The 20,646-nt window shown below is 71.8% G+C and carries 18 protein-coding genes and 3 pseudogenes; 14 read left to right on the forward strand and 7 right to left on the reverse strand.

The annotated features are described in order from the left end of the window. The first annotated feature begins 76 nt into the window (after window positions 1–76). From ABD358_RS05290 to hemW, 3 genes are read left to right on the forward strand one after another with little or no spacing between them, the layout of a single operon-like run. Window positions 77–742: an MBL fold metallo-hydrolase gene (locus ABD358_RS05290; RefSeq protein ID WP_344629659.1), complete on the forward strand. Its 666-nt coding sequence runs from the start codon at window positions 77–79 to the stop codon at window positions 740–742. A gap of 54 nt (window positions 743–796) precedes the next feature. After that, window positions 797–1,642, forward strand: coding sequence for a DUF3097 domain-containing protein (locus ABD358_RS05295; RefSeq protein WP_344629660.1), 846 nt, complete (start codon window positions 797–799; stop codon window positions 1,640–1,642). A gap of 46 nt (window positions 1,643–1,688) precedes the next feature. Beyond that, window positions 1,689–2,921 (forward strand): radical SAM family heme chaperone HemW, encoded by a 1,233-nt coding sequence (gene hemW / locus ABD358_RS05300; RefSeq protein WP_344629661.1) that lies wholly within the window; start codon window positions 1,689–1,691, stop codon window positions 2,919–2,921. 6 nt (window positions 2,922–2,927) lie between these two features. On the opposite strand, the gene ABD358_RS05305 is transcribed toward hemW, so the two are convergent. Further along, entirely contained in the window at window positions 2,928–3,134 is a 207-nt protein-coding gene (locus ABD358_RS05305; RefSeq protein ID WP_344629662.1) for a hypothetical protein, read from the reverse strand. A gap of 164 nt (window positions 3,135–3,298) precedes the next feature. Between ABD358_RS05305 and ABD358_RS05310 the strand changes: the two genes are divergently transcribed. Beyond that, window positions 3,299–4,135, forward strand: a complete 837-nt coding sequence (locus ABD358_RS05310) for an SAM-dependent methyltransferase (RefSeq protein WP_344629663.1) — start codon at window positions 3,299–3,301, stop codon at window positions 4,133–4,135. A 55-nt stretch (window positions 4,136–4,190) separates the two neighbouring features. Here the strand turns inward: ABD358_RS05310 and ABD358_RS05315 are convergent, their stop codons facing one another. Both ABD358_RS05315 and lepA read right to left on the reverse strand, forming a co-directional pair. Further along, complete coding sequence (locus ABD358_RS05315; protein ID WP_344629664.1) at window positions 4,191–6,080, reverse strand: AMP-dependent synthetase/ligase; 1,890 nt, start codon at window positions 6,078–6,080, stop codon at window positions 4,191–4,193. Window positions 6,081–6,411: 331 nt separating this feature from the next. Then, on the reverse strand, window positions 6,412–8,292 hold the full coding sequence (gene lepA, locus ABD358_RS05320) for a translation elongation factor 4 (protein WP_344629665.1): 1,881 nt from the start codon (window positions 8,290–8,292) through the stop codon (window positions 6,412–6,414). A 220-nt stretch (window positions 8,293–8,512) separates the two neighbouring features. On the opposite strand from lepA, the gene rpsT reads away from it, so the two are divergent. Then, complete coding sequence (rpsT, locus tag ABD358_RS05325; RefSeq protein WP_344629666.1) at window positions 8,513–8,779, forward strand: 30S ribosomal protein S20; 267 nt, start codon at window positions 8,513–8,515, stop codon at window positions 8,777–8,779. Between the two features lie 293 nt (window positions 8,780–9,072). On the opposite strand, the gene holA is transcribed toward rpsT, so the two are convergent. Next, window positions 9,073–10,065, reverse strand: coding sequence for a DNA polymerase III subunit delta (gene holA, locus ABD358_RS05330; RefSeq protein ID WP_344629667.1), 993 nt, complete (start codon window positions 10,063–10,065; stop codon window positions 9,073–9,075). Between the two features lie 77 nt (window positions 10,066–10,142). Here holA and ABD358_RS05335 point away from each other — a divergent pair, with 77 nt between their 5' ends. Further along, window positions 10,143–10,388 carry a hypothetical protein gene (locus tag ABD358_RS05335; RefSeq protein ID WP_344629668.1) on the forward strand — a complete coding sequence of 82 codons (246 nt, stop codon included), beginning with the start codon at window positions 10,143–10,145 and terminating at the stop codon, window positions 10,386–10,388. Between the two features lie 224 nt (window positions 10,389–10,612). On the opposite strand, the gene ABD358_RS05340 is transcribed toward ABD358_RS05335, so the two are convergent. Then, on the reverse strand, window positions 10,613–11,023 hold the full coding sequence (locus ABD358_RS05340) for a VOC family protein (protein ID WP_344629669.1): 411 nt from the start codon (window positions 11,021–11,023) through the stop codon (window positions 10,613–10,615). 85 nt (window positions 11,024–11,108) lie between these two features. Continuing rightward, window positions 11,109–13,601, reverse strand: coding sequence for a ComEC/Rec2 family competence protein (locus ABD358_RS05345; protein WP_344629670.1), 2,493 nt, complete (start codon window positions 13,599–13,601; stop codon window positions 11,109–11,111). 107 nt (window positions 13,602–13,708) lie between these two features. Here ABD358_RS05345 and ABD358_RS05350 point away from each other — a divergent pair, with 107 nt between their 5' ends. After that, window positions 13,709–13,876, forward strand: coding sequence for a hypothetical protein (locus tag ABD358_RS05350; protein WP_344629671.1), 168 nt, complete (start codon window positions 13,709–13,711; stop codon window positions 13,874–13,876). Window positions 13,877–13,914: 38 nt separating this feature from the next. Here ABD358_RS05350 and ABD358_RS05355 read toward each other — a convergent pair whose 3' ends face one another. Beyond that, window positions 13,915–14,535: a hypothetical protein gene (locus ABD358_RS05355; RefSeq protein WP_344629672.1), complete on the reverse strand. Its 621-nt coding sequence runs from the start codon at window positions 14,533–14,535 to the stop codon at window positions 13,915–13,917. Window positions 14,536–15,035: 500 nt separating this feature from the next. Between ABD358_RS05355 and ABD358_RS05360 the strand changes: the two genes are divergently transcribed. From ABD358_RS05360 to tcmP, 7 genes and pseudogenes are all read left to right on the forward strand, one after another. Further along, window positions 15,036–15,266, forward strand: coding sequence for a hypothetical protein (locus tag ABD358_RS05360; protein ID WP_344629673.1), 231 nt, complete (start codon window positions 15,036–15,038; stop codon window positions 15,264–15,266). Window positions 15,267–15,670: 404 nt separating this feature from the next. Continuing rightward, a complete protein-coding gene (locus tag ABD358_RS05365) occupies window positions 15,671–15,868 on the forward strand; it encodes a hypothetical protein (protein WP_344629674.1) in 198 nt (65 codons plus the stop codon). A 122-nt stretch (window positions 15,869–15,990) separates the two neighbouring features. Further along, window positions 15,991–16,773 (forward strand): annotated as a pseudogene (locus tag ABD358_RS05370) (NsdA family TPR-like regulatory protein); the annotation flags it as partial. A 480-nt stretch (window positions 16,774–17,253) separates the two neighbouring features. After that, a pseudogene (locus tag ABD358_RS05375) lies at window positions 17,254–17,952 on the forward strand (pentapeptide repeat-containing protein); the annotation flags it as partial. 47 nt (window positions 17,953–17,999) lie between these two features. Next, a pseudogene (locus ABD358_RS05380) lies at window positions 18,000–18,053 on the forward strand (hypothetical protein); the annotation flags it as partial. Between the two features lie 75 nt (window positions 18,054–18,128). Further along, the gene (locus ABD358_RS05385; RefSeq protein WP_344629675.1) at window positions 18,129–19,205 is read left to right on the forward strand and encodes a pentapeptide repeat-containing protein; all 1,077 of its coding nucleotides are present in this window, start codon (window positions 18,129–18,131) and stop codon (window positions 19,203–19,205) included. 277 nt (window positions 19,206–19,482) lie between these two features. Continuing rightward, the gene (gene tcmP / locus ABD358_RS05390) at window positions 19,483–20,646 is read left to right on the forward strand and encodes a three-Cys-motif partner protein TcmP (protein WP_344629676.1); all 1,164 of its coding nucleotides are present in this window, start codon (window positions 19,483–19,485) and stop codon (window positions 20,644–20,646) included.

Raw genomic sequence — 20,646 nt, forward strand, 5'->3', positions numbered from 1 at the left:
GCCCGCGCTTTGGCGTTAGCGTCGCCCTATGGAGGCCGGATGGGAAGAGCTGGCACCGGGAGTCGTTCGTCACCGTATGCCCGGCTGGGACGAGACGGTCGGGGCCGTCGGCGGCACGGCGGGCGTGCTCGTGGTCGACACGGGGGCCTCGCTGCGGGAGGGCGCGCGCCTGCGGCGGCAGCTGTGCGAGCGCTTCGGCCGCCGCATCACCCACGTGGCGCTCACCCATCCGCACTTCGACCACGTCCTGGGCACGTCCGCCTTCTCCGGGGTGGAGGTGTACGCGGCCGTGGGGGCCGACGAGTGGATGGCGCGGTCGAAGGACGAGCTGCTGGCGGACGCCATGCGGCACGGGGCGGACCGCGAGGAGGCGGCCCAGGCCGTGGACGTGCTCGTCCACCCGCACCACCGGGTGGTCGGCGAGCTGACGGTCCCGCTGGGCGACCGGGAGGTGACCCTGGTCAACGTCGGCCCCGCGCACACCGCCTACGACCTGGCCGTCCTGGTGCCGGGCGTCTCGGGGGGACGGGACGTCGTCTTCTGCGGCGACCTGGTGGAGGAGTCCGGCGAGCCGCAGGCCGGCCCGGACGCCCATCCCGTCCACTGGCCGGCCGCCGTCGACCGCCTGCTCGCCCTGGGCGGCGAGGACGCCCTGTACGTGCCCGGCCACGGCGCGGTGGTGGACGCCGCCTTCGTCCGCGCCCAGCGCGACGCCCTGGCACACCGCTTCGGCGTTCCGTGACCGGCGTTCCGCGAGGGGCGTTTCGCGGCGGCTCCCGCGTATCACAATGAGCGCATGCGCAGCAGACGGTACGACCCCGACCTGACCCCGCCGTGGAAGCGGACCCGGCCCGTACCCGAGGTGCCCGCCGAGCCCGGCCTGGTGGTGGAGGAGGTCACGACCGGGTTCTGCGGGGCCGTGGTCCGCTGCGAGAAGACCGCGCAGGGGTTCACCGTCACCCTGGAGGACCGCTTCGGGAGGCACCGCGTCTTCCCGATGGAGCCGCGCGGCTTCCTGCTGGAGGGGAGGGCCGTGACCCTGGTGCGGCCGCGGGCGGTCGCGCCGCCCGCCCCCGCCGCTCCCCGGCGCACGGCCTCGGGGTCGATCGCCGTGCCGGGCGCCCGCGCGCGGGTGGCGCGGGCGGGGCGCATCTACGTGGAGGGGCGCCACGACGCGGAGCTGGTGGAGAAGGTCTGGGGCGACGACCTGCGGATCGAGGGCGTCGTCGTGGAGTACCTGGAGGGCGTCGACGACCTCCCCGCGGTCGTGGAGGCCTTCGGCCCCACCCCCGAGGCCCGGCTGGGGGTGCTGGTGGACCACCTGGTGCCCGGCTCGAAGGAGTCCCGGATCGCGGAGCGGGTCACCGACGAGAACGTGCTGGTGGTCGGGCACCCGTACGTCGACGTCTGGCAGGCGGTGAAGCCGTCCGCGCTGGGCATCGGCGCCTGGCCGGACGTCCCCCGCGGCCAGGACTGGAAGACCGGGGTGTGCCGGGCCCTGGGCTGGCCCGGGAACACCGGCGCGGCGTGGCAGCGGATCCTGGGCTGCGTGCGCGACTACCGGGACCTGGAGCCGGGCCTCCTCGGGCCGGTCGAGCGGCTGATCGACCACGTCACCGTGGGCGGCCCGGCCGGGCCGTGAGCCCGCGGCCGCCGGGTAACGGCCCGGATGGCGGACAATGGGTCCCATGCCTTCCGCACTGCCCGACGGCGAGCCCGTCCCCGCCGACGGAGCGCTGCCCGCACACGCCCTGGCGGGCGCGGCGGACCGCCCCCTCGGCTTCTACCTGCACGTTCCGTACTGCGCCACGCGCTGCGGCTACTGCGACTTCAACACCTACACCGCGAGCGAGCTGCGCGGCTCGGGCGGGGTGCTCGCCTCGCGGGAGAACTACGCGGACATCCTGGTCGAGGAGGTCCGGCTGGCCCGCAAGGCGCTCGGCGACGACCCCCGGCCGGTGGAGACGGTCTTCGTCGGCGGCGGCACCCCGACCCTGCTGCCCGCCGCCGACCTGGGGCGGATGCTCGCCGCGATCCGCGAGGAGTTCGGGCTGGCGGACGGCGCGGAGGTCACCACGGAGGCCAACCCGGAGTCCGTCGACCCGGCGTACCTGGCGCGGCTGCGCGAGGCGGGCTTCAACCGGGTCTCGTTCGGGATGCAGAGCGCCCGGCGGCACGTGCTGGCCGTCCTGGACCGCACCCACACCCCCGGCCGTCCCGAGGCGTGCGTGGCCGAGGCCCGGGCGGCGGGCTTCGAGCACGTCAACCTGGACCTGATCTACGGCACCCCGGGCGAGAGCGACGACGACTGGCGGGCCTCGCTGGACGCCGCGATCGGCGCCGGGCCGGACCACGTCTCGGCGTACGCCCTGATCGTCGAGGAGGGCACGCGGCTGGCCCGCCGCATCCGGCGCGGCGAGATCCCCATGACCGACGACGACGTGCACGCCGACCGCTACCTGATCGCCGAGGAGAAGCTGGCGGAGGCCGGCTTCGGCTGGTACGAGGTCTCCAACTGGGCCACCTCGCGGGACGCCCGCTGCCGCCACAACGAGCTGTACTGGACCGGCGCCGACTGGTGGGGCGCCGGCCCCGGGGCGCACAGCCACGTCGGGGGCGTCCGCTGGTGGAACGTCAAGCACCCCGGCGCGTACGCCCAGGCGCTCGCCGAGGGACGCTCGCCGGGCGCGGGCCGCGAGGTGCTGACCGGCGAGGACCGCCGTGTGGAGCGGATCCTGCTGGAGCTGCGCCTGGTGGACGGCGTGCCGCTGGACGTGCTGGCCCCCGCCGGGGCGCGGGCCGCCGAGCGGGCGCTGGCCGACGGCCTGCTGCGCCCGGAGGCGTACGGGCGGGGCCGCGCGGCCCTCACCCTCCGCGGCCGGCTGCTGGCCGACGCGGTCGTCCGCGACCTGGTGGACTGAGCCGCCTCAGTCCCTCCCCCGCCCGCCGGGCGCCCGGCGGAGGGCCCGGACGTCCCGTACGAGCGCGAAGAGGGCGCCGAGGAGGAGGACGGCCCCGGCCACCACCCACAGCGGCGACGCCCCGGCCCGGTGGTCGCCGGCGGCGACGGCGAGGAGCAGCAGAGCGGCCAGGACTCCGAAGGCCGAGATCAACGCGCTGACGAGACGGGTCACCGGCGCATCCTCACAGGTGGTTCCGCGCCGCGCACCGGCGACGGGGAGATTCGCGGGAGCACGGGCGGGGAGAAGGCCGGCTCCGGTTCCGCGCTCTCCCACGGGCGTTCGGGTTACGTTGGGCGGCGATCACCGACCGCGCACCGCGTGACAGGAGGCTCCCCGTGAGAGAAGGACCGGCCGCTCCCGGACCGCAGGCACCGCCCGCGATCGACACCACGGTGTCGCACGTGGCCCGGATCTGGAACTACTGGCTGGGCGGGAAGGACAACTACGAGGTGGACCGCGAGGTGGGCGACAGGATCACCGCGATCCTCCCCGACGTGCCCCGCCTGGCCCGCGCCTCCCGGGCCTTACTCGGCCGCGCCGTGCGGTACCTGGTGACCGAGGCGGGCGTCCGGCAGTTCCTGGACGTCGGCACCGGGCTGCCCACCGTGGAGAACACCCACGAGATCGCCCAGCGGCTGGCCCCCGAGTCGCGGATCGTCTACGTCGACCACGATCCGCTGGTGCTGGCGCACGCCCGCGCCCTGCTCACCTCCACCCCCGAGGGCGCCACCGAGTACCTCCACGCCGATCTGCGCGACCCCGGGACCATCCTGGCCGGGGCGGCGGAGACCCTGGACCTCACCCGGCCCGTCGCCCTGCTGCTGATGGGGATCATGGAGTTCGTCACGGACGACGAGGAGGCGTACGGCATCGTGCGCCGGCTGACGGACGCCCTGCCCTCCGGCAGCCACCTGGTGCTGTACGACGGCACCAACGTCATCCACGGCGAGCGGTCGGACAGGATCGTGGAGGTGTGGAACGCCTCCGGCAACGCCCCGCTGGTCCTGCGCAGCCCCGAGCGGATCGCCGCCTTCTTCGACGGCCTGGAACTGGTCGAGCCCGGTGTGGTGCCGTGCAACCGGTGGCGGCCCGACCCCGCTCCGGGCGGCGGGCCCGGGAAGGCCGCCGAGGAGGACGTGGACGCCTTCTGCGGGGTGGGGCGCAAGCCCTGAGAACAGGGGAGGTGCGGAGGCCGCCCGTGCGGCGGGCGGCCTCCGCGCCCGGTCCTCAGTGCTCGCGGGCGCCCTCGTACATCTCCTCGATGAGGTGGCCGAACTCCTTCTCCACCACGGGCCGCTTGAGCTTCAGGCTCGGGGTGAGGTCGCCGTGCTCGACGTCCAGGTCGCGCGGCAGGATCCGGAACTTCTTGATCGTCTGCCAGCGCTGGAGGCCGGCGTTGAGCCGCTGGACGTAGCCGTCGATCAGCTCGCGCACCTCGTCGGAGGAGACGATCTCCGCGTAGCCCCTGCCGCCGAGGCCGTGCTCCCGCGCCCAGCCCGTGATGGCGGGCTCGTCGAGCGCGATGAGCGCGGTGCAGTAGTTGCGGTCGGCGCCGTGCACCAGGATGTTGGAGACGTACGGGCAGATGGCCTTGAACTGGCCCTCGACCTCGGCCGGGGCGATGTACTTGCCGCCGGAGGTCTTGATCAGGTCCTTCTTGCGGTCGGTGATCCGCAGGTAGCCGTCGTCGGACAGCTCGCCGATGTCGCCGGTGTGGAACCAGCCGTCGGACTCCAGGACCTCGGCGGTCTTCTCGGGCAGCTTGTGGTAGCCCTGCATGATGCCGGGGCCGCGCAGCAGGATCTCGCCGTCCTCGGCGATGCGCACCTCGGTGCCCGGCAGGGGCTTGCCGACGGTGCCGGTGCGGTAGGCCTCGCCGGGGTTGACGAAGCTGGCGGCGCTGGACTCGGTGAGGCCGTAGCCCTCCAGGACGTGGACGCCGGCGCCGGCGAAGAAGAAGCCGATCTCCGGGGCGAGGGCCGCCGAGCCGGAGACGCAGGCGCGCAGTCTGCCGCCGAAGGCCTCGCGGATCTTGGCGTAGACGAGCCTGTCGGCGACGGCGTGCTTGAGCTTCAGCCCGGCGGGCGCGGACGCCGTCCCGGTGCGGCGGAAGTTGTCCTGGGTGGTCTTGGCGTACTCGCGGGCCACCCCGGCCGCCCACCGGAAGATCCGGTACTTCGCGGCGCCGCCCGCCCGCGCCTTGGCGGCGACCCCGTTGTAGACCTTCTCGAAGATCCGGGGCACGGCGGCCATGTAGGTGGGCTTCACCACCGGGAGGTTCTCGATGATCTTGTCGACCCGGCCGTCCACGGCGGTGACGTGGCCGGCCTCGATCTGGCCCGCGGTGAGGACCTTGCCGAAGACGTGCGCCAGCGGCAGCCACAGGTACTGCACGTCGTCGGGCCGGACCAGCCCGGTCGCGGCGATGGCCTTGCCCATGTAGGACCAGGCGTCGTGCGGCAGCCGCACGCCCTTGGGGCGGCCGGTGGTGCCGGAGGTGTAGATCAGCGTGGCGAGCTGGTCGGGGCGGAGGGAGGAGACCGTCTCCTTGACGGCCTCGGGGTGCTGCTCCAGGTACGCCTCGCCACGCCGCCGCAGCTCGTCCAGCGAGAGCACCCAGCCCTCCGGGTCGCCCTCGGCGGGCACCGCGTCGCCGGGCTCGATGACGACCACATGGGCGAGGTCGGGCAGCTCGGCGCGGCGCTCGCGCGCCTTGGCGAGCTGCTGGGCGTCCTCCGCGATCAGCACCCTGCTCTCGGAGTCGGAGAGGATGTAGGCGGTCTCCCCCGCGTTGGTGCTGGGGTAGACGGTGGTGGTGGCCGCCCCGGCGCACAGCACACCGAGGTCGCACAGGATCCACTCGACCCGGGTGTTGGAGGCGATGGCGACCCGCTCCTCCGGCCTCACGCCCAGGTCCATCAGGCCGGCGGCGGTCGCGAAGACCTTCCGCGCGGCCTCCCCCCAGGTGTAGGAGCGCCAGTCGTCGGGGCCCTGGCCCGAGGCGGGAGACACGGGATAGCGGTACGCCTCCCCGTCCGGTGTGGCCTCGACGCGCTCCAGGAAGAGGTTCGCCACCGAGGGCGGACGGTTCTCGATCAGGGTCTGTGGGTCGCTCACGACATCCTCCGGGGCCCGCGACGGTGCAGGGGGTGGCTCCAAGACTCGGTGTACCGGGAGCGGTGGGCAGTGGTGAAGAGGTGCTCGGAATCTGTTCTGTGCGTGTTTTCCTGTGTGTACTGCGTAACCCACGAGTAACAACCGAGTGGGTGATCAGACTAGGGCGGAAGGCTGCGGTGTGAAAGAGGTCGCACCCGGCCTCCCGAAGCCGTGACCTCCGCGATACCTACCCGACATACCGAGCGGTCTGCCGGATCCGCCGCCCCGGGGCGGGAACGGCATGGGGGGGGCGCCCGCCGTCCGGCGGACGCCCCCCCCATGAGCGCCGTTCCTACTTCTTGCCCTTCTCCGCAGCGCCTCCGCTGTCGGAGTCGGAGGAGAGCGCGGCGATGAAGGCCTCCTGCGGGACCTCCACGCGGCCCACCATCTTCATGCGCTTCTTGCCCTCCTTCTGCTTCTCCAGCAGCTTCCGCTTCCGGGAGATGTCACCGCCGTAGCACTTGGCGAGCACGTCCTTGCGGATGGCCCGGACCGTCTCGCGGGCGATGACGCGCGAGCCGATGGCCGCCTGGATGGGCACCTCGAACTGCTGCCGCGGGATGAGCTCGCGCAGCTTGGAGGCCATCTTGACGCCGTAGGCGTAGGCCTTGTCCTTGTGGACGATGGCGGAGAAGGCGTCCACCTTGTCGCCGTGCAGCAGGATGTCGACCTTCACCAGGTCGGCGCTCTGCTCACCGGTCGGCTCGTAGTCGAGCGACGCGTAGCCGCGGGTCTTGGACTTCAGCGCGTCGAAGAAGTCGAAGACGATCTCGGCGAGCGGCAGGGTGTAGCGCAGCTCGACGCGGTCCTCGGAGAGGTAGTCCATGCCCTGGAGGTTGCCGCGCCGGGACTGGCACAGCTCCATCACCGCGCCGACGAAGTCGTTGGGCGTGAGGATGGTGGCGCGGACCACCGGCTCGTGCACCTGGGCGACCTTGCCCGTGGGGTACTCGCTGGGGTTGGTGACGACGTGCTCGCTGCCGTCCTCCATGTCCACCCGGTAGATCACGTTGGGCGCGGTGGCGATCAGGTCGAGCCCGAACTCGCGCTCCAGGCGCTCGCGGATCACCTCCAGGTGCAGCAGCCCCAGGAAGCCGACGCGGAAGCCGAAGCCCAGCGCGGCGGAGGTCTCCGGCTCGTAGACCAGCGCGGCGTCGTTGAGCTGGAGCTTGTCCAGGGCGTCGCGCAGCTCGGGGTAGTCCGAGCCGTCCAGCGGATAGAGCCCGGAGTACACCATCGGCTTGGGATCCTTGTAGCCGCCCAGCGGCTCGGTGGCACCCCGGGTGAACTGGGTGATGGTGTCGCCGACCTTGGACTGGCGGACGTCCTTCACCCCGGTGATCAGGTAACCGACCTCGCCGACGGACAGTCCGTCGGCCGGCAGCATCTCCGGGCTGTTGGTGCCGATCTCCAGCAGCTCGTGGGCGGCGCCGGTGGACATCATCTTGATGCGCTCGCGCTTGGAGAGCTTGCCGTCGACGACCTTCACGTACGTCACCACGCCGCGGTAGGCGTCGTAGACCGAGTCGAAGATCATCGCGCGGGCGGGGGCGTCCGCGTCGCCGACCGGGGCCGGGACCTGCCGGACGACCTCGTCCAGCAGCGCCTCGACGCCCTCGCCGGTCTTGGCGGAGACCTTCAGGACGTCCGACGGGTCGCAGCCGATGAGGTGGGCCAGCTCGGCGGCGAACTTCTCCGGCTGGGCCGCCGGCAGGTCGATCTTGTTGAGGACCGGGATGATCGTGAGGTCGTGCTCCATCGCCAGGTAGAGGTTGGCGAGGGTCTGGGCCTCGATGCCCTGGGCGGCGTCGACCAGGAGGATGCACCCCTCGCAGGCGGCGAGGGAGCGGGAGACCTCGTAGGTGAAGTCGACGTGCCCCGGGGTGTCGATCATGTTGAGGATGTGGGTCGTCCCCTTGTCCTCGCCCTCGGTGGGCGCCCAGGGGAGGCGGACCGCCTGGGACTTGATCGTGATGCCGCGCTCACGCTCGATGTCCATGCGGTCGAGGTACTGGGCGCGCATCTGGCGCTGCTCGACGACACCGGTGAGCTGAAGCATCCGGTCGGCGAGAGTCGACTTGCCGTGGTCGATGTGCGCGATGATGCAGAAATTGCGGATCAGCGCCGGGTCGGTACGGCTCGGCTCCGGCACGTTCGAAGGGGTCGCGGGCAACGCAGGGTCCTGTCGGGTCATGGCTCGGGTTCGATACGTCTCCCCCCATGGTCCCATGAGCGGCGCCCCCGGTCCGGTTTGGGAGGGCATCGGGCCTGCTGGTACCCTGACCGACTGTGTGTCTTGCCCCCTCACAGGGCCCCGTCGTGAAGGAAACGCGGGGCCGGAGGAGCCCGGCGGACACGGAAACACACCTCATCACACCCGAGAAGGCTCTTTCGTGGCGAACATCAAGTCCCAGATCAAGCGGATCAAGACCAACGAGAAGGCCCGCCTGCGCAACAAGGCGGTCAAGTCCGAGCTGAAGACCGCGATCCGCCGCACCCGTGAGGCGATCGAGGCCGGCGACGCCGCGAAGGCCGCCGAGGCCGCGCGTCTGGCCGCCAAGAAGCTCGACAAGGCCGTCAGCAAGGGCGTCATCCACAAGAACCAGGCCGCCAACAAGAAGTCGGCGATCGCTCGCAAGGTCTCCGCTCTCCAGGGCTGATCCCCCTCGGGCCGCCCCCGGCGGCCCACCCGGTGCCGGAGCGGGCCGCAGCGGACCCTCTCACCGCTCCGCGACGGCACCACCGCGTCACACGCGGCCTGCGTTCGCCACGCGGGTGTGACGCACCGGTGGTGGCACGGAAGCACACCGCCACCCCGGCCGATCAAGAGCCAGCGGCCCCGTGGGCGCTCCTCCCCAGAGCGCGTACGGGGCCTTTGGGCTGTCCGCCCGGCCTCCGGGGCACGTCCTCGGCCCGGGCCCCCGCCACGGGCGGTGCGCCGTCCGCGGGCCGCTCAGCGTGAACGCGCCGCCCGGGCGATGGCCATGACGGCCTTCTCCAGGGCGTACTCCGGGTCGTCCCCGCCGCCCTTCACCGCCGCGTCGGCCTCCGCCACCGCCCGCAGCGCCACGGCCACTCCGTCCGCCGACCAGCCGCGCATCTGCTGGCGGACCCGGTCGATCTTCCACGGCGGCATGCCCAGCTCACGGGCCAGGTCCCCCGGACGCATGCCCCGCGGGGCCGACAGCAGCCTGCCGATGCCCCGCACCCCCTGGGCCAGGGCGCTGGTGACCATCACCGGGGCGACGCCCGTGGCCAGGGACCAGCGCAACGCCTCCAGCGCCTCGGGCAGCCGGCCCTCCACGGCACGGTCGGCGATGGTGAAGCTGGACGCCTCCGCACGGCCGCTGTAGTAGCGGGCGACGACGGCCTCGTCGATGGTGCCCTCGACATCGGCCATGAGCTGGGAGCAGGCACTGGCCAGTTCGCGCAGGTCGCTGCCGAGCGCGTCGACCAGCGCCTGGCACGCCTCGGGGGTGGCGGAACGTCCCGCGGTCCGGAACTCGGCCCTCACGAACGCCTGCCGGTCGGCGGGCTTGGTCATCTTCGGGCAGGCCACCTCGCGGGCGCCCGCCTTGCGCGCGGCGTCCAGCAGACCCTTGCCCTTGGCGCCGCCCGCGTGCACCAGCACCAGGGTGATCTCCTCGGCCGGTGCCTTCAGGTACTCCTTGACGTCCTTGACGGTGTCCGCCGCCAGGTCCTGCGCGTCCCGTACGACCACGACCTTCCGCTCGGCGAACAGGGACGGGCTGGTCAGTTCGGCGAGCGTGCCGGGCCGCAGGTCGGCGGAGGCGAGTTCGCGCACGTCGGTGTCCGCGTCGGCCGCCTTGGCGGCGGCGACCACCTCGCGCACGGCGCGGTCGAGCAGCAGATCCTCCTGGCCCACGGCGAGCGTGACGGGAGCGAGGGGATCGTCGGTCGGGGACTTCCTGGTTCTGGTGGCCATCGCCGACCAGCATCCCACGAGCCGCCGACAGCCACCCGTCCCCGTGACCGTTCCGGCCCCTGCCGCAGAATGGTCCGGTGAGCCACGTTCGACACATCCTGGTGCTGCCCGACCGTGACGCCGCCGAGGAGGTGGCCGAGGAGGTCGCCGGGCGTCTCGGCCTGCCGGAGGAACCACGCCCGATCCGCGAGGCGCTGGCAGGCGAGGACGACGCGGAGGACGCCCAGTGGCTGGTCGTCCTCGACGACCCGGCGGGCGCGTACGACCCGGCCGACCTGGACGCCCTCGCCGCCAAGTACGACGGCTGGCTGGAGAGCGAGTAGGCATCGGTGCGGCGCGGGACGACCCCACGCCGACGTCCCGGTGTGCCGAAGGACACCGCCCGGCCGGCGTCGCGAGGCGATCGACGAACCGACCCCGCGCGGCGGGGAGCGGCGCGGACGCGACGCCGCCGCGGCGGCCGTCCACCGGGGCCGTCCTCGGCGCCGTCGTGACGGTCGCCGTCGTGGCCCGCGACCGGCCGCGCCCACAACCGGAGCGGGGCCGTTCAGGCGCCGGTGACGCCCGGTGCCGTCCCTGGCGTCCGACCGGCCCGCTCGGCCTCGCTCCGCTCGACGCAGAACTCGTTGCCCTCCGGGTCGAGCAGCGTGACCCAGCCGCGTCCGTCGGGGACCCGGTGGTCCTCGTGCACCCTCGCGCCGAGGACGGTGGCGCGCTCCACCTCCTCGTCGCGCGTCCGGTCGGTCGGCATCCAGTCGAAGTGGACCCGGTTCTTCACCGTCTTGCCCTCCGGCACCCGGATGAACAGCAGGGCGGGCACGGGTCGGGGAGCCTCGACAAGCACCTCGTCGTCACCCGGTTCGTCCTCGTCGGAGATCGGCCATCCGGTCAATTCGCTCCAAAATCGGGCCAGTTCGTACGGTTCGACGCAGTCGATGGTCACATGGCGAAGGATCACGCGACGACCTTAGTGACCGGCCGCGGCCCCGTCCTCCGGTTTCCGGCGGGCCCGCCGTGCGGCCCGCGGCGCCGCACCGGCCCTCTCACCCCGCCGCGACCACCCTGCCGTCGGCCGTGACGGCCAGGGAGCCGTGGGTGTCGGTGCGCAGGACGGCGGAGCCCGAGTCGCGCAGCCCGGAGAGGACCCTCGGGGAGGGATGGCCATAGGGGTTGTCCTCTCCGCAGGAGACGAGGGCGACGCGCGGACGCAGCCGTTCCATCAGTTCGGGGTCCTGGTAGGCCGAGCCGTGGTGGGCCACTTTGAGGACGTCCACCGGGGGCAGGTCGGGACGCGCCGTCAGCAGCTCCCGCTGCGCCGGGGGCTCCAGGTCGCCGGGGAGGAAGACCGTCAGGCCGGCCGCGCGGACGAGGAGGGTGACGCTGGCGTCGTTGGCGTCCTCCCCCGACGGCGACGGCGGTCCGGGCGGCGGAGGCGCCTGGGGCCAGAGCACTTCCCAGGACAGGTCGCCGATCCGGCGCCGCTCCCCCGGCTCCGCCCGGACCACCGGGACCCCCGTCCGGGCCGCCGTGCGCCGTACGGCCGCCGCCTGCCCGGACGGCTCGCCCAGGGCGGTGGTCTGGATCGCGCCGACCGCCCGCCCGCGCAGGACCCCGGACAGTCCGGCGACATGGTCGGCGTGGAAGTGGGTGAGCACCAGCAGCGGCACGGCGGTGATCCCGAGGGTGCGCAGGCACCGGTCCACGGCCCCGGGATCGGGGCCGGTGTCGACCACGACGGCGGCGCCCTCCCCGGCCGCCAGCGCCAGCGCGTCCCCCTGTCCGACATCGCAGACGGCGAGCCGCCAGCCGGGCGGCGGCCAGCCGGTGAGGGGGCGGATCAGCGGAGCGGGCCGCAGGACCGCCAGCACGAGCAGCACCGCGCAGGCGGCGCAGAGCCAGGGGCGCCGCAGCAGCCCTCGGGCGGCCGACACCACCAGTACGGTGAGCGCGGCCAGCAGCAGGGCGCCGGCCCAGGTGCCGGGCCAGTCGATCTCGGCCCCGGGCAGGGCGGCGCCCGCCCGGGCGATGGCGGCGATGGCTCCGGTGGGCCAGCCCGCCAGCCAGGCCAGCGCCTCGGCCAGAGGCGGTGCGAGCGGCGCCGCCGCCAGGGCGGCGAAGCCGAGCACGGTGGCGGGCGCCACCAGGAACTCGGCCAGCAGGTTGCACGGGATCGCCACCAGGCTGACATGGGCGGCCAGGACCGCGACCACGGGCGCGCACACCGCCTGCGCCGCGGCGGCCGCGGCCAGGGCCTCCGCGAGCCGCCCGGGCACCCCCCGGCTCCGCAGGGCCGCGCTCCAGCGCGGTGCGACGGTCAGCAGCGAACCCGTGGCCAGGACCGAGAGGAGGAAGCCGAAGTCTCGGGCGAGCCAGGGGTCGTACAGGACGAGCAGCAGGACGGCGGCGGCCAGCGCGGGCAGCAGGGAGCGTCGTCGTCCGGTGCCGATCGCCACGATGGTGATCAGCCCGCAGGCGGCCGCCCTCAGCACACTGGGCTCCGGGCGGCAGACCACCACGAAGACCAGGGTGAGCAGCGCGCCGGTGACGGCGGTGGCGCGCAGCGACATCCCCAGCCGGGGTGCCAGCCCGCCGCGTTCGGCGCGGGAGGCCGCTCCCGGCGGCCCGATGAGCAGCACCAGCAGGATCGCCAGGTTGGCTCCGCTCACCGCCAGCAGGTGGAGCATGTCCGCCGAGCGGAAGGCCTCGTCGAGGTCGGGCGGGATGCGCGAGGTGTCCCCGACCACCAGTCCGGGCAGCAGCGCGCGGGCGTCGGGCGGCAGGTCGGCACTGGCCTCCCTCAGTCCGGCGCGCAGCTTCCCGGCGGTGCGCTGGGCCGTGGTCGGCGCACCGGTCACCGCGGGCGGGCCCGTCTCCCGCACCCGCAGGACGGCGGCGACGTCCCGGCCGCCCGCCGCGTCCTCCTGCGGCGGCACGAGACGGGCCCGGACCCGCAGCCGGGTGCTGGGCAGCAGGTCGAGCCATGCGGACGGCCCTCCGTCCGTGCCGTTCCGCCGCACCAGGAGGAGCACCGGTGACCGGGTGGCGGTCACCGTGCCGTCCGCTGCGGTGACGCGAACGGCCTCGGCCCGCAGCATCACCGCCCCGGGCAACTGCTCGGACCCGTGGACGCGGGGCCGCACCACACGCGGGTCGGTGTTGACGGTCACCTCGGCGGTGACGTGGGCGTACCGCCGGGCCAGCTCGGGCAGCGGACCCCGGTGCACGTCGGCGGCGTGTGCCGCGGCCACTCCGCCTCCCGCCGCGGCGCACACCAGCGCCATGGCGGCGGCCGTCCACCCCCCGGCCCGGCCCCGTGCCAGGAGCAGGCACACCACCGCTCCCAGGCAGCAGGCCGCCGCACCCGTGACCACCGCACGGCCCGGAACGCCCAGGGCCAGGGCCGCCGCTCCCCAGGCCGCCAGCGCGGGCGGGACCAGCCGGAGGTCGGCGGGGCCCTCCTGGCGCGGTTCGGACGCCCCCAGCCGGTGCCCGGCCGCGGCGTGCGCCGCCGCCCGGGCGGCCCCGCGAGCGGTCACGGCCCGACCAGGGGGCGCAGATCGGCGAAGCGGCGCTCGCCCAAAGGGAAGGGGCAACCTACAGAGCCCACGCCGGATATCACCCCGCACCCGAAAAGTGACCACCAATGACCCCGGAAGAGATGATCACCGTCGCCGACGAGATCGAACATCTCGACCCGGCGAACCTCGCTCGGATGGCCATCGCGCTGGACGAGCTGTTCGACGACACCCACGACCCCGGCCTTCAGCTGCTGGCCGATCTCGTGGACATCTGCTTCGACGAGCAGGTCTGAACACCGCCGTGCCCCTGCCCGGCCTCCCGGGTGGGGGCCTACTCCCCCGGCTGGTCCTCCCCGACCTCTTCGAGCTTGCCCGTGCCGTGCAGAACCCACCGAACACCGTCGTCGTCCGTGAAGCGTATGGAGACTGGCTTTATGCGGGCCTCCCGCTCGGTCATGAGTGAGGAGGTGTACCGGTACGCCTTGTCCACCCCGATCAATCGGACGGGCGTCTCCTCCTCACCCTCCGTGGCTCCGGTGCGCGTATCGGACACCCTCGCTCTTGGCTCGGCCGCCAGGTCACCGAAGTAGACCTGCACGGCACGAATTGGGGCATTGATGGTGTTCCTGACGTTTGTCGCCAGGTATCCCTTCTCCGGCAACTCCTCTGTCGTCTCTCTGGACCTCCCTGTCCTCCTCCTGGGCCTCGGTCCCATGAAATGAGCCGTCGGCGGTTCGATCTGCCGAGCCTGGGCTGCCTTCCGGTCCTCGGCCGCAGCCCGCAGTTCGGCACGTTCCAGTTCGAGGTTCAGAGACTGCTGGCGGATGAAATCCCGCTGCTCGTCGATCTGCTCCCGCTGAGACTTCAACGTCCATGCCGCTGCCGCTGCGGCCAGCGCGGCAAAGACGGCTCCCAGCCGCGTCGGGGCGTCCCCCCAGTCGATTCCTCCCACGCGGAGCAGCGTAGAGCGACCATACGACAACGCTCCGGCGATCAGTCGAAGTCGGGCACGGCCAGCAGAAACGCCTCTTCCTTGCTACGAGCGGCTCCCCGGCCGACCACCTGACCACGCCCCGCTGCCCAACTCACAGGTGACAGGGTGCTGTTGTGTCCCCACACATCCGATCTTGCGGTACTATCAGCGGCAACGGACCGAGTAGCGGTCCGCGCGTACCTGAGCGCACTTGTGAAAGATGCAAGGAAGTCAGGACCACCAGGACCGCTGACGGGGATGTGTCCGCCAAGGCACCCCACGACGCAAGTCGGCGGCCTAGTGGGTTCAAACCACCGCCATAGCTTTGCAAGACCAGCAAGACCGGGCTGGGAACACCAGCCCACCCCGAGAACATTTGCGCGTCGCGTCAGCGCGGGTGTCTCGGTCCGAACCGTAGGGTTCGGATCGAGGCTGCCTGCGCACCCCGATCCGGCCCATGACAGGGAAGGTAAGGATCGGTGGACGACGCCACCATCACCATTCTCGCCGTCGCTGGCGTGGCCTCAGTGCTGATCTTCGTCGTGAAGGGCCTGCTCGACCAGGTTCCGGACGTGATCGCGTCGATCAAGAAGATCCGCGACGCCTGGAGGCGGTTCAAGCAGGGCGACGCCCCGCCGCCTCTCCCCCGCCAGGAGGGCGAGCCGGACCTCGACCGCGAGGACGACAACGAGCCGTCCGCCGCCGCGTAGCCCACGTGGTGTCGTTGTGGCCTCCCGTGGGGTACGGGAGGCCACGAGGGGCGGCCCCGGGCACTCAGTACCGGGCCGGGCGCGAGAGGGTCCCGGAGACACCTCCGGCGGCCTCGCGTCTCGCGACCGCCAACTGGCTTGTCAGTCGCTATAGTTGAAGCGTTTCGTATAAACAGACGTGAGCGAGCCTGGCCCCGACCTCCCAGGCGCTCGGGGCGGCCCCGGCAGCAATGCGCAGCGTTCCAGACCAGACGGGAGTTCAGCGGCAACTAGCGGCCCTGGCCAAGGCACCCGTTAGAGACCTTTCGTCGGGAGGGCCTCAGCAAGACCAACACGCAGTTGTCGTGGTGGTCGGGCTGAGGTCTGTACACCAAGGTCCGATCACCGGAAAGGTACTCGGACCGTTGAACACCTCCTTCGGCGTCAAGGTGCTGCTGGTCATAATCTGCGCCTTGTCCTCGATCATCGTGGCCATCGTCGCTGGCCTCCTGAGCCACGCCCCCGGCACGCCCAAGGCTCCGGCATTCCTCCGTGGGGGCGGCACTTTCACCGCCTCCATGCTCTTGTGCCTGGCCGTCTGCACGGCGATCGGGTTGCTCTGAACGCCCGAGAGGCCGCCGGGCGGCACGCCTGGCGGCCTCCGGGGCTCGCAGGCTGTCAGCGGGTTGATCCGCCCGATTCGATCTCGCCTGCCGTCCCGCTCTGCTCCGGCAACAGGCGGAAGGTGGTGGCGCTGCACTCCGGCGCCCGGGGCGACCTGACCGACCGCGTGGTGCGGCTCGCGTCCGAGCACGCCCAGTTCCTCGCCTGGATGGCCCAGGACCAGGGCCGGACGGCCGCCGCACTGGCCTGGTACGACCGCTCCCACGACTGGGCGCTGGAGGCCGGGGACGCCGACATGGCCGCCACCACGCTCAGCATGAAGGCTCACATGGCGTGGTCCGCAGGGCAGGGAACGCGATGCGTGCGGCTGGCCGAGGCGGCACGCTGGTCCACCCCCGGACGCCTCCCTCGGGGGCCGGGGCATGGCCGCCCAGATGGCCGCCCGCGGCCACGCCCTGAACGCGGACGCCGACAACGCCCGCCGGCTGCTGGACGAGGCGCAGGACCTCATCGGCCGCGCGGCCGAGCGCCCCGAGGACGAGTCGCCGTGGATGTACTTCTACGACGCGACCTGGTTCCCCCTGCAACGCGGCATGGCCGAGCTCCACCTGCACCAGTGGCAGACGGCCATCGACCGGCTCACGGCCGGGCTGGACGCGCTGCCGGACGACTACCGCCGCGACAGGACCTGGTACCGGATTTGCCTGGCCCACGCCCTGGCCGGAGCGGGGGAGAGCCCGGCGGCGCTGTCGGTGGCGCTGGCCACCGTCCCGGACGCCGCTGCCGCTGGCCGTCCCATGCATGGAACGAACTGCACACCACTGCGGCCGTGCTGCTGCGCCGCGGCGCCAGGGAAGTCCAGGATTTGGTTACCGCGCTGCGGGAGTACGACCAGACGGCGTGACGGACATCAGGCCATCCTATGGAAACCAACTTCGTGGTGCCTGCGTCCACAGGTATCGGCGATCCCGAGTTGGGTCCCTGCGTCTAGTCCGCACGGCAACTGGTCAGTAGCGGTGAGCCGACCTAGGTCGCGCCACTTTCCACGAGGCAGGTCCGCTACTGCAGAAACCACTGTGCTCTGGCCGTTCGCACGCGTTGGGAATGGGAAGCCCTCAGAGGCGCGGCTTGTGTCCGGGGTTGTCGAAAGACTTAGCCGGGCTACTGCCCCCGGCTTCACAATCGCCCATCGCCTGCACAGGCCGGACCAACGACGTCGTGACGGCGTTCGATTGTCAGATCTCCCCGAGTCGGTCCATACGCGGCTTCCCTATGGCCGGGTCGACGACCGGAGCGGGGCCTGCGCACCTCACCACCCAGGCATCTGCTCAGATGGCAGCGCGGCTACGGCAACCGTCCAGCACACTGGATCGTCGTTGGCGGTATGACGTCTGCGAGCCCCGATCCATCCACGCCCCCGCCAGACCGGCCGTACTGCGGCCACGGTGCCACCGCAGACGATCCGGTCGGCTGCTGCGGCATCCACGTCACTGGCTACACCGCATGCTTGGCCCACCTGGATGAGACCGACCGTGCCGCCTACCTGGCAACCCTTGCCCCCGGCGCTGACGTCGACCACCGCGACACCACCTTCACCACCAGACTGCTGCGCCGGTTACTCGATGCCCTGCGCGACCCCGCCACTGGCCGACCGCACCTTGGCGCCGCCCGGTTCGGCGGGGCGACTTTCACTGGCACCGCCGTGTTCGGTGGGGCGACCTTCACCGGCTCCGCCGTGTTCGACAGAGCGACTTTCACCCACATCGCCGTATTCGATGGGGTGACCTTCACCAACGACGCCCGGTTCGAGGGGGCGTCTTTCACCGGCGCCGCCCGGTTCGACAGGACGACCTTCACCGGCTCCGCCGTGTTCCGCGGGGCGTCTTTCACCCACACCGCCCGGTTCGGCGGGGCGTCTTTCACCGGCTTCGCCGTGTTCCGCGGGGCGTCTTTCACCCACACCGCCTGGTTCGAGGGGGCGTCTTTCACCGGCGCCGCCTGGTTCGACAGGACGACCTTCACCGGCTCCGCCGTGTTCCGCGGGGCGTCTTTCACCCACACCGCCCGGTTCGGCGGGGCGTCTTTCACCGGCTTCGCCCGGTTCGACAGGACGTCCTTCACCAACGACGCCTGGTTCGAGGGGCGTCTTTCACCGGCGCCGCCCGGTTCCGCGGGACGACCTTCATCAACGACGCCCGGTTCAGCGGGGCGCGGTTCGAGCTGGCGTCGCACCTGGGGCCGCTGGTCTGTGGCGGGCGGGTGGTGTTCGACGGTGCGGTGTTCCAGCAACCGGTGACGGTGGAGATCGCCGCCCGTCAGGTGAGCTGTGCACGGACGCGGTGGGTCTCGACCGCCACGCTGCAGCTGCGCTATGCCGAGCTGGACCTGCGCGACGCGGTCTTCGAATACCCGGTGGTGGTTGCCGCCCGCCCCACCCCGTTCCCCATGCCTGGATCGGGTGACCCACTGCCGGAGCCGCTACTGTCCGGTCGCGATCCCGGCGTACGCGCGACATCGGTGGGTGGGGTCGATGCCGCGCACCTGGCACTGCACGACGTCGACCTGAGCGGATGCCGGTTCGCTGGCGCCGTCCACCTCGACCAGCTCCGCGTGGACGGTTGGTGCACCTTCGCCACCACCCCCACCGACTGGGGTTGGCGCTTCCCCTGGCGGTGGAGTCGGCGCAACACCTTGGTCGAGGAGCATCACTGGCGGGTGCGCGCCGCCCGCCATCCCGCCCTGGCCCGCGGCTGGGCCACCCCGCCGGAGGATGCCCCCAAGCTGCGGCCGACCGCGGTGGCCGCACTGTACCGGCAACTGCGCAAGTCGTTGGAGGACGGCAAGAACGAGCCGGACGCTGCCGACTTCTACTACGGCGAGTGCGAGATGCGCCGTCACGACACTACCCGGCCCTGGGGTGAGCGGGCCCTGCTGACTGGCTACTGGGCGCTGTCCGGGTACGGGCTGCGCGCCTCCCGGGCCCTGGCCTGGCTGGGGGCCGCAATGACCGCCACGCTTGCGGTGATGGTGCTGTGGGGTCTGCCCGCCGAGGCGCCGAAGCCGACCATCACCGGTCGCCAGGTCGCCGCCGGACAGAAAGTCACCCTAATCACTGACACCCCCGACCCGGCCAACCTCACCGGCCCGTTGACCAGCCGAGTGACGAGCGAGCGGTTCGAGAAGGCCCTTCGGGTGGTGATCAACTCGGTGATCTTCCGCTCCTCCGGCCAGGACCTGACCACCGTCGGCACCTACACCGAGATGACCTCCCGCCTGACCGAGCCTGTCCTTCTCGGCTTGGCGGTCCTTGCCGTCCGTAGCCGGGTGAAGCGTTGACCGCGCCAGGCCTCCTGGAGGAACAGCTTTCAGGTCAATGTTCGAGAATGGCCCAGGAGGTCTCTCCACGTACGCGAAAGATGCCAGGTCTTCTTCACTTGAAGCCCTGACCTCACATGACTCCGGGTGCAACAGCACATCGGACACTAGCCAGGCTGTCGTGAGCAGGATCAACGATGGCGTGACCTACGGTGTCGTGCCTCTACGCGCTCTTTACCGCGCCCTGCCCTTGACTCACCATCCCCTTGGGGAAAATGCGTAAGGGGGGAGAACCGGTATGTCGGTCGGTACGGACAAGGACTACTGGGCGTCGCAGGCTCTGCCGAGCGTGTTGAAGCACAAGCTGCTGGGGCACTACATACCGCAGTTCGGCGGGATGACCGGATCACGCGACGGCAGAGTGGTCTACCTGGATGGATACGCGGGCGAGGGGCGCTACGAAAGCGGGGAGCCCGGTTCGGCGGAGATCGCCATGAGGGTGGCTTCCAGTCACCTGATGAAAAACAATCTTCGTTGGAGTTGCTTCTTCGTCGAACGGAAGCCTGAATCCGTGGCGCGGCTGGAGAAGGTGGCCGACACCTACCGTGCGCAGGGCGTGGATGCGCGCGTCCATCATGGTGATGTCGACGGAGTTCTGGACAGCGTCTTGCAGACCGCAAACGGGCTGCCGCTGTTCCTCTTCCTCGACCCCTGTGGCCTGGGACTGCCCTTCGGGCGACTGGTTGAGGCCATGGAACGGCGTCGTTCGCCCAACCGGTGGCCGCCGACCGAGTTTCTGCTGAACTTCAGCATGGTCGCCGTACGGCGCCTGGGCGGGAACGCCCGATCCACCAAGGGCGTAGAGCGTTCCTCCGAACGCTTCGACGAGGTCTGCGGCGGCACGTGGTGGCGTGAGTACTTCCGGCCCGACAAGCCCATCGCCGCGGACGCGGACGAGGCGGTGGCGGCGGAATACGCCCGTCGGCTCGCTTCGAAGACCGGCATGTACGTGCGTTCGGTTCCCGTGGCCAAGGCTCCTGGGCACAAGCCCGTGTACCACCTGGTTTTCGGCACCCGTCGCCAGCACGGCCTGTGGGTCTTCGGCGATGCCCTGGCCCGAGCCCGAAACGTCTGGTGGGAGAAACTGGAGGTGAAGGAGGAGACGGAAGATCCCGATGCGCTCTTCTCGACCACATCGATCATCCGGCCGGATCCTCAGAAGGTCGTCGACGCGGCGATACCCGCCATGGCCGCCAACCTGGAGAGGATCCTCCGGCGGCAGGGCAGGGCCTTCACACTGGTCGACCACACCCTGGAGGTATTCGGCGACTACTACGGACAGGTCACCGAGCCGGTCGCCCGCAAAGCCGTCAAGCACCTACATGCCGAAGGCAAGACTCCCAGTACCGGCGTGGGCAAAAGGACGCGCGAGCTGGTCGTGGAGCCCCCGGCCCTTGGGTGA

The organism is Streptomyces glaucosporus (assembly GCF_039533345.1).
Classification (GTDB): Bacteria; Actinomycetota; Actinomycetes; order Streptomycetales; family Streptomycetaceae; genus Streptomyces; species Streptomyces glaucosporus.

What these genes read in the sequence shown, in the direction of transcription:
- ABD358_RS05350 (WP_344629671.1), top strand. Translation starts at nt 13,709, where the DNA reads ATGACCCCGGAAGAGATGATCACCGTCGCCGACGAGATCGAACATCTC.
- holA (WP_344629667.1), bottom strand. Translation starts at nt 10,065, where the DNA reads ATGGCCACCAGAACCAGGAAGTCCCCGACCGACGATCCCCTCGCTCCC.
- ABD358_RS05290 (WP_344629659.1), top strand. Translation starts at nt 77, where the DNA reads ATGCCCGGCTGGGACGAGACGGTCGGGGCCGTCGGCGGCACGGCGGGC.
- ABD358_RS05295 (WP_344629660.1), top strand. Translation starts at nt 797, where the DNA reads ATGCGCAGCAGACGGTACGACCCCGACCTGACCCCGCCGTGGAAGCGG.
- tcmP (WP_344629676.1), top strand. Translation starts at nt 19,483, where the DNA reads ATGTCGGTCGGTACGGACAAGGACTACTGGGCGTCGCAGGCTCTGCCG.
- hemW (WP_344629661.1), top strand. Translation starts at nt 1,689, where the DNA reads ATGCCTTCCGCACTGCCCGACGGCGAGCCCGTCCCCGCCGACGGAGCG.